The 13,245-nt window shown below is 57.8% G+C and carries 8 protein-coding genes; 4 read left to right on the forward strand and 4 right to left on the reverse strand.

The window, feature by feature from the left end; translation table 11 throughout:
- Positions 1-8 precede the first annotated feature (8 nt).
- Positions 9-1,709: an urease subunit alpha gene (gene ureC, locus AC3IUA_RS27205; protein WP_489357896.1), complete on the forward strand. Its 1,701-nt coding sequence runs from the start codon at positions 9-11 to the stop codon at positions 1,707-1,709.
- Between the two features lie 106 nt (positions 1,710-1,815).
- Here ureC and AC3IUA_RS27210 read toward each other — a convergent pair whose 3' ends face one another.
- Positions 1,816-6,942: an NEL-type E3 ubiquitin ligase domain-containing protein gene (locus AC3IUA_RS27210; RefSeq protein ID WP_489357897.1), complete on the reverse strand. Its 5,127-nt coding sequence runs from the start codon at positions 6,940-6,942 to the stop codon at positions 1,816-1,818.
- Positions 6,943-7,198: 256 nt separating this feature from the next.
- Here AC3IUA_RS27210 and AC3IUA_RS27215 point away from each other — a divergent pair, with 256 nt between their 5' ends.
- Together AC3IUA_RS27215 and AC3IUA_RS27220 are read left to right on the forward strand one after the other, a co-directional pair.
- Positions 7,199-8,344, forward strand: a complete 1,146-nt coding sequence (locus AC3IUA_RS27215; RefSeq protein WP_489357898.1) for a sensor histidine kinase — start codon at positions 7,199-7,201, stop codon at positions 8,342-8,344.
- 310 nt (positions 8,345-8,654) lie between these two features.
- On the forward strand, positions 8,655-9,035 hold the full coding sequence (locus tag AC3IUA_RS27220) for a DUF6124 family protein (RefSeq protein ID WP_489357899.1): 381 nt from the start codon (positions 8,655-8,657) through the stop codon (positions 9,033-9,035).
- A 163-nt stretch (positions 9,036-9,198) separates the two neighbouring features.
- Here AC3IUA_RS27220 and AC3IUA_RS27225 read toward each other — a convergent pair whose 3' ends face one another.
- Positions 9,199-9,504 (reverse strand): chaperone modulator CbpM, encoded by a 306-nt coding sequence (locus tag AC3IUA_RS27225; RefSeq protein WP_489357900.1) that lies wholly within the window; start codon positions 9,502-9,504, stop codon positions 9,199-9,201.
- A 2-nt stretch (positions 9,505-9,506) separates the two neighbouring features.
- Positions 9,507-10,460, reverse strand: coding sequence for a DnaJ C-terminal domain-containing protein (locus AC3IUA_RS27230; RefSeq protein ID WP_489357901.1), 954 nt, complete (start codon positions 10,458-10,460; stop codon positions 9,507-9,509).
- Between the two features lie 295 nt (positions 10,461-10,755).
- On the opposite strand from AC3IUA_RS27230, the gene AC3IUA_RS27235 reads away from it, so the two are divergent.
- Positions 10,756-12,021 (forward strand): Hsp70 family protein, encoded by a 1,266-nt coding sequence (locus AC3IUA_RS27235; RefSeq protein WP_489357902.1) that lies wholly within the window; start codon positions 10,756-10,758, stop codon positions 12,019-12,021.
- 192 nt (positions 12,022-12,213) lie between these two features.
- Here AC3IUA_RS27235 and AC3IUA_RS27240 read toward each other — a convergent pair whose 3' ends face one another.
- Entirely contained in the window at positions 12,214-13,224 is a 1,011-nt protein-coding gene (locus AC3IUA_RS27240; RefSeq protein ID WP_489357903.1) for an AI-2E family transporter, read from the reverse strand.
- Between the last annotated feature and the right edge of the window lie 21 nt (positions 13,225-13,245).

The following is a 13,245-nucleotide window of genomic DNA, read 5'->3' on the forward strand; positions in this document are numbered from 1 at the left end:
GCAACCCCATGAAAATTTCAAGACAAGCCTACGCCGACATGTTCGGCCCTACCGTCGGTGACAAGGTCCGCCTGGCCGATACCGAGCTGTGGATCGAGGTGGAAAAAGACTTCACCACCTACGGCGAAGAAGTGAAATTCGGTGGCGGCAAAGTAATCCGCGACGGCATGGGTCAGGGCCAGTTGCTCGCCGCCGGGGTCGTCGACACCTTGATCACCAACGCGCTGATCATCGACCACTGGGGCATCGTCAAGGCTGACGTCGGTCTCAAGGACGGGCGCATCGCCGGCATCGGTAAGGCCGGCAATCCGGACATCCAGCCCGACGTGACCATCGCCGTCGGCGCCAGCACCGAAGTCATTGCCGGTGAAGGCATGATCCTCACCGCCGGTGGCATCGACACCCATATCCACTTCATCTGCCCTCAGCAGATCGAAGAAGCGCTGATGAGTGGCGTCACCACCATGATCGGCGGCGGCACCGGACCTGCCACCGGCACTAACGCCACCACTTGCACCTCCGGGCCCTGGCACCTGGCGCGCATGCTGCAGGCCGCCGATGCGTTCCCGATGAACATCGGTTTCACCGGCAAGGGCAACGCCAGCCTGCCGGAGCCGCTGATCGAACAGGTCAAGGCCGGGGCCATCGGCCTCAAGCTGCACGAAGACTGGGGCACCACACCGGCGGCCATCGACAATTGCCTGAGCGTTGCCGACCAGTACGATGTGCAGGTGGCAATCCACACCGACACCCTGAACGAATCCGGCTTCGTCGAAACCACCCTCGCCGCGTTCAAGGGCAGAACCATTCACACCTACCACACCGAAGGCGCGGGTGGCGGTCATGCCCCGGACATCATCAAGGCCTGTGGTTTCCCCAACGTTCTGCCGAGTTCGACCAACCCGACCCGGCCGTTCACCCGCAACACCATCGACGAACACCTGGACATGCTGATGGTCTGTCACCACCTGGACCCGAGCATTGCCGAGGATGTGGCCTTCGCCGAAAGCCGTATCCGCCGCGAGACAATTGCCGCCGAAGACATCCTTCACGACCTCGGCGCCTTCTCGATGATCAGCTCCGACAGCCAGGCCATGGGCCGTGTCGGCGAAGTCATCACCCGCACCTGGCAGACTGCCGACAAGATGAAAAAGCAGCGCGGCCCGCTGCCGGGTGATGGCGAAGGCAACGACAACTTCCGCGCCAAACGTTACATCGCCAAATACACCATCAACCCGGCAATTACCCACGGCATCAGCCATGAAGTCGGCTCGGTCGAAGTGGGGAAATGGGCCGATCTGGTGCTCTGGCGCCCGGCATTTTTTGGCGTCAAACCGACCCTGATCCTCAAGGGCGGGGCGATTGCCGCCAGCCTGATGGGCGACGCCAACGCCTCGATCCCGACACCGCAACCGGTGCATTACCGGCCGATGTTTGCGAGTTATGGCGGATCCCTCCACGCCACCAGCCTGACGTTTATCAGCCAGGCTGCGCTGGAGGCAGGGATTCCCGAGTCATTGGGTCTGAAGAAGAGAATCGCAGTGGTCAAAGGCTGTCGTGAGGTGCAGAAAACCGACCTGATCCACAACGACTATCTGCCGAGCATTGAGGTGGATTCGCAGACCTATCAGGTTAAGGCCGATGGTGTGTTGCTGTGGTGTGAACCGGCTGATGTGTTGCCGATGGCGCAGCGGTATTTTCTGTTTTGACCCCCTGACAAGAAAACCCCGAATGCCGCTTCATTGGCGACATTCGGGGCTTTTGGCTTTTGGGAAGAGATCTATGATCCAGGTGCGGATCGACCGCGACGTACCATCAGTTTTCGGTGTCCGCCCCAGACATTTCCATTTTCGTCAGTTGCGCTATGACCCCTGTCTCTGTATCCCGGTACTCCTTTAGCAGCGCCTCATTCTTGAGTCTGAACGCTTCACTTGTCATGGTGCCCAGGGTGTCCGCTAACGTCTCCAGACTGGCGATAGTCGAGGCCAACGCCTCCTCGAATTTCGACGCGTATTTTCTTTTCAAAAATGTTTGCCAGAAATCACGCTGGGTGGTCGCATCGATCTCTGCCGGCGAATTATCCATAGCCAGTACCTTGAGCTGTGCGTCGTCAAGCATCGCTGCCGTAACATCGGCCACTGCGGTGAACCTGGCCTGATCTGGCTGCCCCGGCAACCCCAACCTGTCCTTCAGACCGAGGCGATAAGCCAGGCGTATTTCTACCCTGTCAATCAGCAAAACTTCTTGCACTTTTTCATCCAGAGTCATATCGGTTTCAGCGATAGCGTGAATCCGCTCATCGGCGATTTTTTCCGCAATCTTTTCAACCTCGTCCAGCCGAAACAAACCTTTTGCCAGCTTTAAAAGTTCCGATGCTGCCTGCTTATCATCGCTCAGCGTCAGCCCGTCTCGGGCCAGGATCTTGACTTCCAGTCGGCTGAAAATCAGCGCAGCCCCGTCAGCACAGGTTTCCACGTCTCCTGCCAACGCATACAACTCGGTGCGCAGTTCTTGCGATTGCGCGGCGGCATCCAGTAGTTTCCATACCCGCGCCTTCAGGTCTGGATATGACTTCTCAAAGTCCGCTGTATCCTTCAGGCCCTCTAATAGCCTGAAGAACTCCTCACTCTCACTGGTCGTCCTGCCAGCCTCACCCCCTTGAGCTTCCCTCTCGAGAAGCTCTTGATCTAAAAGGTTCCACTGCTCCGTCCTTGCAGCCCTGTCACTGGCTGGGGTATCGGTCAGCCAGCGCTCAAGCCTCGCGCTGGAACTCGCTAGTGGCGCAGCCGGCGCGGCAGGTGCAATTACCCCCGGAATCACCTCATCCTGAGAGAAGCGCATCCAGGCATGCGCATAATCTTCCAGCCCCTGGGGCGTAAACGGGTTCTGATCCAGACCCGTCGACGCAAATACCCTCCTGGCAGCGTCTGCATGCTCCGCGGACGGATTCAGGATTTCGTCAGGAGCCCGCCCGATGTAATTGTCACGCAAGTCGAGCTCATACAGCCTGGGCAAATCCAGCAACCCGGCCGGCCACTCGACCAGACCGGTGTTGTACAGACTGATACGGCCCAACGCCGGCATTCGGCTGAAGTCAGGAGCCCGGCTTAACGGCGAGTTGCTCAGTCGCAACGTCTCCAGAGTCGAGCAGGCCTCCAGCGTTTCGAGCGAGCTCGGGCTCAGTGCAATGGTGTTTTCGCCAAGATCGAACCCCCGAAGCGTCGGTATGTCCACCAGTGCACCCGGAAGGCTTTGCAAATTATTCCCCCCCAGATCCATCTGTTTCACGTTGGGGAAAGCCTTCAGGAAATCATCAGGCACCTGGCCAAGCCCCATGCCGCGAAGGTTCAACACACGCACATGAGTGAACGTCGCTCGGGACAATACCGGAAGTTCCGCCACGTGCATTCCTGCCAGATCGAGTCCTTCGCCCAAAGGATCAAGTCCATCGAAGAACTGATGACGATCCAGTTTTTGCCAGCACCTCTTGAACCGCTCTGCGGTGACCTGCTTGTCATACTCACTCACCGGTTCAGCAGAGCCATCGGACAGCACCCGAGAAGTCGGCTTCTTCACCCAGGATTCCAGTTCATCTGTCAGACTGGCGAACTCCGCCTCGAAGTTGACCAGGTAGAGTTCACGCTGGGTACCAAAACGCTCAAGCAAACGATCGACCTCCGCCGTCGTATACTCGGGAAAAAGAGTCAGCACCCGTGCCCGATCTACCGTTTGCCGCCGGCTGACGCCTACCCCGCGCCCGCTCAGTGGATAACCCAGACGGCCATCAGACCAACGCTTCGGTGCTTTGAACCAGGGCTTGATCGGCTGCATGTTCAAAACCGGGCGTAGCTCATCCCGCGAGAGCGCATGCTGTTTGACCAACGCTTTCAACTCCGGCCCCTGCCCCACGTGAGGCAGACCCAAAGCGGCGCGATGGGTATCGGGCAAGGCATGCTGAAGGGCGGCATAGAGATCGTCAGCGCCGTGCAATTGACCATCTTCCTCATCACGCGCCTCATACGATCCTTTTTCGTTTCGCACCAGAACCTTGCGACTTGCAGCATCCTCAGGGCCAACACTGGCGCGCAGTGTTCCGTCGAATGAGCCGTCCCGTACCTCAATCCGTAAACCGTTCGGCCAGCCGGGCAGCTTCTTGAGTGTATTGAGCACGAGATTCTCTGTGTCCGCACTTATCAGTGCGTCCAGGTAAAGCCCCTCGAACGCTCGCGACAGACGCACTTCGCGCTGGACCCAGCGCAACTCCTCCGCCAGCCCTAACGGTATGGGTTTGGTCTGCAGCCGGTCGGTGAAGTCCCACTTGTTCATTTGTTGTCGTTCGGTACTGCTCGCGTCGGCCAACAGCCCTTCGATAACGCTCGCGGGCACGCTGGGATAGCGCCCTTTAATCAGCTTTACCCGAGGATCGCTATCCCTGGTCTTACTGGCGTAATGGTCATTGAATATCTCGGCTTTATGGCTTTCGGCAAGCTTGGCGATGTTCCCACGCAGTGTCTCGATGCGCTCTTCCAGAGAACCACGGGGGGTTCCAGGATTTTTGCCGAGCACCCCATTGGTTTCGCTCTCATCGAGGCTTTCCAGGAGCGTTTTCAGCAGCTTCCCACTCCGTACCTGCGCATCATTTATCTGCACGGTCCGTGTCGCGCCCTTTGGATTGACGTATTCCCAAACCGTCTTCGTCTGCGCGTCGAGAACCCGTATCGATACCGTATCCGGCCATTTGCCATAACGCGTCATGACATGCAGTTGATCGATCGAATAATCCTCGGCTGACCGTGTGGCGCTGTCACTCTTCATGTCGGCGATAAATTCCTCGAGCTGCCTGTAAACGTCAAATCGACTGATCGTATCGGCCAGCATGGGCGCAGGCGGCTCGTTCTCGACATGCATTTTGCGCAAGACGTCTTCAGAGGTATCACTGACACTGCGGATCTGCGCAAGCTCAGCATCGCTGAACTCACTGACAGAGTGACCGAGGCGCCTCATCAGCTCAGTCCCCTTCCAGGTCCGGGGTTGGTCCACTTCATGAGTCCAGGCCCCGGAACCGTTATGGTTCAACTCGGGCGTATAGGCATCCGGGCGGGCAGGTTGCTGAATCCTGTATTTACCGCTAGTCGGCTCCTTTTTCACCGCATAGTACTTATCCTCCAGCGGCAAAATGTCTTGACCATCGTAACGATGCAGGCCCAGATCATCAGGCTTCGTACTCAGCGTCGGTATTTTCTGCTCATAGCCTTCCAGCGAGGGCTTCCATAAAAGACTCTTCCCGTCAGGCATCTTGACGGGTTTCAAAGCATCGACGACGCCGGGAACATTGATCGCGGGTATCACTTTTGCACCCGCTGCGATAAAAGCGACATTCAACGCCACACTCGAAAAGTGTTCCCACATCTCTTTGAATTCGCCTTGCTCGGCGGCCTCGATTCCCTCGAACGCCTCGGTCATCATCTGAGCGGCGCCAACCACCAGCATGATTTCGCCAAGCCCGGGCACCACAAAGGCGGCAAGGTTGAACACGCTCAAGACCGCGCTGATGTAACTCTCCATTTTTTTGAGCCGGGCTTGTTTGTCTTCATCGTCGGTAGGAACCGCCACCGCCCGGGCATCATTGATGATTTTGTTGACTCTCTCCTGGCGCAGATACTCCCAAAGATTGCCCTGAACGGCATTTTCCCCTATCGACAGACGCACGCTCCGCTGATTCGGGATGGGCGTGTAATCCTCAGACTGCGTATAGGTTTCAGTCGGATCGAGACGTATGCCCAATGAACGGAAAAAACTCCCCTGATCGCGTTGTGGAACAAAACGGCTAAAAAAAAGCCGATAAGCCGACGTATGCAAACGCGCCTTCAGATCAACTTCGAAATCCACTGACGATGCGTACTCTTTGAGAGGCTGAAGCGGATCACCCGGAATATAGACGACCAAGCGCTCGACACGGTCGCTGCTCTGGCGATCGGGACCGATCAGCACAATCGCGCTCAGGTCGACATCCAGCATCTTCAGTCCGGCATAGCCCACCGCTCGCCCATCCAGGGTGATACCGGGCTTGTTACCCACTACCTGCAGCAGCATCTGATAGGCATCGGCGCTGATGCCTGACTTCACCCCATCCGCTCCCGGCGTCAGATGCTGCATATAGGCCACCTGTGCCGACACAGCCAGCATGTGCTTTTGGTTGCTGCTGAGTGTGGTGTCTACTACCGCACGCTCCCAAGCGTCATCTGGCGTGAGAATGGCACTGATATGCTTCTGATATTGGCGCCCCAGGTCCAGGCTGCGACATAACTCGGCAAACGCCTCGGGGGCGATCGATACAGCCTGCTCCATGACCGCAAACCGGGTCGCCATGACCTCGCCGTCGTAAGAACTCCATCGGGTAATGATTTGGCAATCGTCACAGCTGCTTTTCTGCGCTTCATCAGGCTCGAAGTTACCCAGCGCCGCCTCCAGCAAGGTGATACCCCGATAGACATAATTCAGTGAAGAGTCTGTCTCCTGATCCACTACAAGAAACTGATAATAGTCGTTTCTCGGTGGTGCCCCGAAACGGTACTTACGGGCAAAAAAAACCTCCCTGACATTTAGCGCCAGTTTGAATTTATCCTGGATGGCCTGGGTCAGTAACGGTTCGGCGAACTCAAAGATATCCTGAATGCCACCCAGAATTTTATCGACGCTATTGAGCGAGTTACGATAGTCGGCATGACTTTCTTTCAAAGCGACTTTCATCGCAGAAGACGCTTTTTTATACCAGTCGGGAAGAACCAACTGATGGGCACTGAGTTCTTTTTGTCTTTTATCGGAAGCCCCCGTATACCACCCAGGAACTTTACCCTTCAAAAACTCATCATTAACCCCGTTGTTCTCGGGCGACAAGGACGGCAAACCTTCCATAGATTCTACAGCTCCATGTTGTGACATTGATAACGACCTAAGGCATTTATAGAGAGACTCAGCTTACTCATCGACGCCTGAAAAAATAAAATCAAATAAACTCATTTAACTCACCAAATAACAGCCAGCACACGTCTAATAAATCGTCATGAAAAATAACTAAGTACCACCTTGTTAACACATCAAGGCAGACACCTTCGTCAGTGCTTGCAGCAGGGGAACGACAAAGGCGCCAGAATGCGCCACACTTCATGACTATCTCTGTCCAGCAAGGTCACCGGCCATGCGCCTGTCCGAATTCATCGTGCAACACGTGGATCGCATCGTCGATGAGTGGGAGCAATTCGCCAAGGCCATCGCACTTGACGTCGACTCAATGAGCCGTGCGATGCTGCGCGACCATGCAAAGTCGATCCTGCTGGCCGCGTCACGGGACATGCAGACCGCACAGAGCGCCAGCGAACAGGCCGCGAAAGCCAAGGGCGAAGGGCCGGAGAAAACCCCGAGCCTGGATCAAGCCGCGGCCAGCCACGGTGAGCTCAGACATACCGTCGGTTTTGACCTGGTGCAGATGACTTCGGAATTTCGGCATTTACGCGCCTGTGTGATTCGCCTGTGGGTCAACAGCCTGGAGTCGCCGGAACTGGCCTATTTCCAGGACATGATCCGCTTCAACGAGGCCATCGACGAAGCCCTGGCCGAGTCCACCGCGGCCTATGCCGAGCAGGTCGATCGTTCGCGGGATATCTTCCTGGCCATTCTCGGCCATGACCTTCGCGCCCCCTTGCAGGCCGTGAGCATGTCCACCGAGATGCTGGTGCGCAAAGCCAAACTGGATACCGATGCGCTGACCTACGTTTCACTCATCAAGAACGGTGCCCGCCATATGGCCGTGATGGTCAACGATTTGCTGGAGTTCGTGCGCAGCCGTCTGGGCAACGGCCTGCCCATCGAACCAACGCTCATGGACCTGGCCAGCGCTGCGCAGGCCGCTATCGATGAAGCCTGCGCCGGGCAGCCCGACTGCACTGCAACCTTGAATGTCCAGGGAGACACCCAAGGGGAATGGGACCGTGGACGGCTTGATCAATTGCTGCAGAACCTGATCGGCAACGCGCTGCAGCATGGTGCCAATAAACGCCCGGTGACCTTGAGTATCACCGGCGGCGAAGAGCAGGTGATCCTGACCATACACAACTATGGCGAGCCGATTCCCGAAGACGCCCAGGTCACCATCTTCGACCCGTTGGTACGCAGCGCCAGCGAGGAGATCGCCGGTCGTTCCACCAGCCTTGGCCTGGGGCTTTTCATTGTCCGGGAAGTGGTGATTGCCCATCAGGGCACGATCGAAGTCAGCTCGAATGAGGCAGACGGCACGACCTTTACCGTGGTGCTGCCCAAGCGCTCGGGGCAAGCGCAAGCTTCCTAGGGATGGTTGGGGTTTTTCTGACAGGTTTTGAGGGTTGCGCTGGTTGATGGGCGCGGATAACCTTCTTGGGTCGCTGCCAATTCAGCGACCGGGCCTGGAAACCCGAGGAGCAAAAAGGCGCGACAGCGTCCACATAACACATGCCGACGCTTTTTTTGCGCCCGCAGTTCTGCGTTATGGCGGCTGTGCGTGGGAGACCTTCGGGTCTGCCGGGTTCCTTTTGCCTCGGTTTTCCAGCCCGCGCATAGCTGCCACCCTTTCGTCTGGAAACGAAAATGGCAGCTCCTCATGAGCAAAAGGGAGCTTTACCATGAAAAAAATCACCCCCGATCCACCAGAAACCCCCAGCGTTCCCCCCTACGATCCCTTCGATTCCAAAAAGCTCCACGAGGCTGCCGAACGAGCCCTCGATCACCACTTCAAGCCATCCCTCGACAACCTCCGCAGTTCCGATACCTCGACGACGAACCTCTTCACCGTCGCCACCCACATCGACACCGAAAGCCTGCTGGCCAACGCCTCCGAAACGCTGGCGTCGATCAATGCCATTGCCGGCGACCTGGCCTTTGACCTCGAAGGCTCGCGTCGCAGCGTGGCGTTGGGGATTTATCAGATGATCGAGTTGTGCAAGTTGTTGGTGGATCAGGCGCTGGAGCAGGTGGATCAGCGGGTTTGTCCGGGCAAGGGTTAGAGCGTGGTTTGTCAGGTAGACATTGGGTGAATGCAAGACCATCGCGAGCAAGCCCGCTCCCACAGGCTATGGGCCGATCACACTATCGTGGCCTGACATAAATCCAAATGTGGGAGCGGGCTTGCTCGCGATAGCGGTCTCAAGGACAACAATGGTCTCGGCTTTACTCCACCACCAACCGCCCCAACCGCTGCTTGAGCATCCGATTCTCGGCCCGCAGTTGCTGGACCTCCTCGAGCAGGTCCAGGGCCAGGGCGACCCCTTCCCATTCCAGCTCAAGATCGCGCCGCAGCTTGGCCGCGCGTTTGGCCAGGGCCAGTTCGTAGTCGGTAAACAACCAATCCTTGGGCGCCTTGCCCTGAGGTTCGAGGATGCCGTGTTCGACGATTTCGATCACGTAGGCAGCCGACAAATCGGTCACCTCACAGAATTCTTCCATGCCCAGTTGAACGATCAGGGGACTGCTCATGATCAGCTACTCCAGTGTTCTCTCGGGTTAAAAGCGGCTTTTTCCGCCAGTTCCTGCCACAACGCCTTGATCTCGTCGCCGCAGTGTTTGGGCATGACCGCTTTCAATTGCACGAACAGATAACCACGGTGGCCTGCCTTATTCAGCAGGCCATGGCCTTTGACGCGCATGCGCTGACCATTCTGGCTACCGGCCGGAACTTTAAGATGGATCTTGCCGGTCAGGGTCGGCACGGCGACTTCGGCCCCCAAAGCCAGTTCCCAGGGAGCCAGCGGCAGGGTGACGATCAGGTTCTCGCCTTCGACATCGAATTTCGGATGCGGCGCAAAGCGGATGATCAGATACAGGTCGCCATTGGGACCGCCACCCACGCCAGGTGCGCCCTGGCCTTTGAGGCGGATTCGCTCGCCGTCGGCCACGCCGGCCGGAATCTTCACATTCAAGCTTTTGCTGGTATTGCTGACGTGCTGGCCGGCGGCGTTGTACTGCGGCACCTGGAAGCTGACTTTCTTTGACTCGGTCGACAGGGTTTCCTCAAGAAAAACCGCTAATTCCATTTCCACGTCTTGCCCTCGACGACCGGCGCTACGGCCTGATTGTCCACCACTGAAACCACCACTACGCGAGCCGAAGATCGAACTGAAGAAGTCCGAAAAATCGCCGCTGTCCTGAGCACCGAAGCCGCCCGCGCCGCCACGTCCCTGCCAGCCCGGCGGACCCTGGAACGGCTGGCCGTGCTGACCATATTTGCGCAGGTCGTCGTATTCGGCGCGCTTGTCGGCACTTTTCAGCGCTTCATAAGCTTCCGACGCGTCCTTGAACTTGCTCTCGGCGTCCTTTTCCTTGCTGACATCGGGGTGGTATTTGCGCGCCAGCTTGCGGTACGCGGCCTTGATCGCCTTGTCATCCGCAGTCGGCTCCACACCGAGTATCTTGTAATAGTCTTTGAAGTCCATCGAGGGAATCACCATCCGTTATCGATATCGCGCAGCCAGGTACAGCATGCTCTGTTTGGCAGCATTTGGATTGACCGATCTCAATCTTGTGACCGGGCAGCGCTTCAGAAGTTTATCGACAACCGGCGCCCAACTCTTGAATTTGCGCGGGTTGCCAGGGCCATGCCTGCAAGTTTGGGGCGAAGGATAGCCTTTCAAGACACTTATCGCTGCGATTTAGCGGATAGTCGGCCTACGATTCTTCGCCGCACTGACATACACTGCGCGGCCGTTTTTTAACCGGAACTCGATAGACATGAAAAACGCATCTCCAGCCCGTGCCTGCGGCATCGACTTTGGCACGTCCAACTCCACTGTCGGCTGGCTGCGCCCCGGCATGGAAACGCTTATCGCGCTGGAGGACGACAAAATCACCCTGCCCTCGGTGGTCTTCTTCAATATCGAAGAACGCCGCCCGGTCTACGGTCGGCTGGCGCTGCACGAATACCTGGAAGGTTACGAAGGCCGGCTGATGCGCTCGCTCAAGAGCCTGCTGGGCTCCAAGCTGATCAAGCACGACACCAGCGTGCTCGGCACGGCCATGCCGTTCAAGGATTTGCTCGGGCTGTTCATCGGCCAGCTGAAAAAGCGCGCCGAGGCGACCGCCGGTCGCGACTTCGAAGAAGTGGTTCTCGGCCGTCCGGTGTTTTTCGTCGACGATGATCCGATGGCCGACCAGGAAGCAGAAAACACCCTGGTGGACGTGGCACGCGCCATTGGCTTCAAGGATGTGTCCTTCCAGTACGAACCGATTGCCGCCGCCTTCGACTATGAGTCGACCATCGAACGCGAAGAGCTGGTGCTGATCGTCGACATCGGCGGTGGTACTTCTGACTTCTCGCTGGTGCGTCTGTCCCCCGAACGCCGCGCCATCGACCACCGCCACGACGACATCCTCGCCACCGGTGGTGTGCATGTGGGTGGTACCGACTTCGACAAGCAGCTGAGCCTGCAGGGTGTGATGCCGCTGTTTGGTTACGGCAGCCGGATGAAGAGCGGCGCTTATATGCCCACCAGTCAGCACATGAGCCTGGCGACCTGGCACACCATCAATTCGGTGTACTCGCAGAAATCCCAGTTGGCACTGGGCAGCATGCGCTATGACATCGAAGACACCGGTGGCATCGACCGCCTGTTCAAGTTGATCGAACAGCGCGCCGGGCACTGGCTGGCGATGGAAGTGGAAGAAACCAAGATCCAGCTGACCCACGCCGAAAGCCGTCACGTGCCGCTTGATCGCATCGAGCCGGGTTTGAGTGTGGAATTGAGCCGGACTATGTTCGAGTCGGCCATCGACAATCAGCTGGAACGCATCCGCAACAGCGTCACGCAATTGCTCAACGATGCCGATGTACGCGTCGATCAGGTCGATACGGTGTTCTTCACCGGCGGCTCGAGCGGCATCCCGGCCCTGCGCCAGAGCGTCTCGGCGATGCTGCCGAACGCGCGGCATGTCGAAGGGAACATCTTTGGCAGCATCGGCAGCGGTCTGGCGATCGAGGCGAAAAAGCGCTACGGCTGATTCAGCGCAGATCCCATGTGGCGAGGGGGCTTGTCGGCACGCCGCATCGCCCCGCTCAGCTGCGCAGCAGTCGTAAATTCAGCATATGCGGTGTGCCTGATAGAGCCGGGTTGCAGATTTTAGGGCCGCTTCGCGACCCAGCGGGGGCAAGCCCCCTCGCCACAAAGTAGCCAGCGGCTTCTTGTGCCCGCGCTAAACCAACCCCGCCAGCTTCAACTCACTCTTCAGATACGCGTAGTAAATCGGCCCCGCCACCACCCCGGGTAAACCGAACGCGGCTTCGAATACCAGCATCGCCAGCAGCAACTCCCAGGACTTGGCACTGATCTGCCCTCCGACGATCCTCGCGTTGAGGAAGTATTCCAGCTTGTGGATAACGATCAGATAACCCAGCGCCGCCATCGCTACCCAGATCGACAGTGACAGGCCGACGATGGTGATCAGGGTGTTCGATATCAGGTTACCGATGACCGGTAGCAGGCCGAGCAGGAAGGTCAGCACGATCAGGGTTTTGGTCAGCGGTAATTTGATCCCGAACATCGGCAGGACCACCGCCAGGAAAATCCCGGTGAAGAAGGTATTGAGCAGGGAAATCTTGATCTGCGCGAAGACGATATTGCGAAACGCCTTGACCAGCAGGGTCAAGCGATCAAACAACGCCGCAGCCAGCGGTTTGCGCTGGGTGAGATCCGGTATCCGCTGCAAGGCGATGATCGCGCCGAGCACCATGCCGATCAGCAGCGTCACGAACATGTGCGCGGCGTCCTTGCCCACCAGTTGCAGATCACTCAGGTGTTTGCTCAGCCAGTCGCCGATGGCCACACGGAACTCGGCAGCGCTGGCGGGCAGATAAGCGTCGATAAACGGTGGCAACTGCCCGCGGGCCTTGTCCACCACGCCCATGAACTTGTCCAGGGAAGCGCCAGGGTTCTCCGCCTCATGCAAGAGAAAACTGATGGCTCCGGCAAAGATCAGCGTCAGTACGCTGACCACCAAAGTGCCCAGCAATGCCACCGCCAACCAGCGTGCCCGGCGCCCTTCGATCAGCCGTTGCAGTTGTGGAGTGAGCATATTGACCAGCTCGAACACCAACAAACCGGCGAGCAGGCTCGGCAGCAGCCGTAACGGCAAGACCAGTAACAAGCCACCAAAAATGATCACCCAACTGAAGTACAACAGATGACGCTGAGAAAACGTTGGCATAAAGCCTCAAAACGAACGGCG

Source organism: Pseudomonas sp. KH_050 (genome assembly GCF_057838875.1).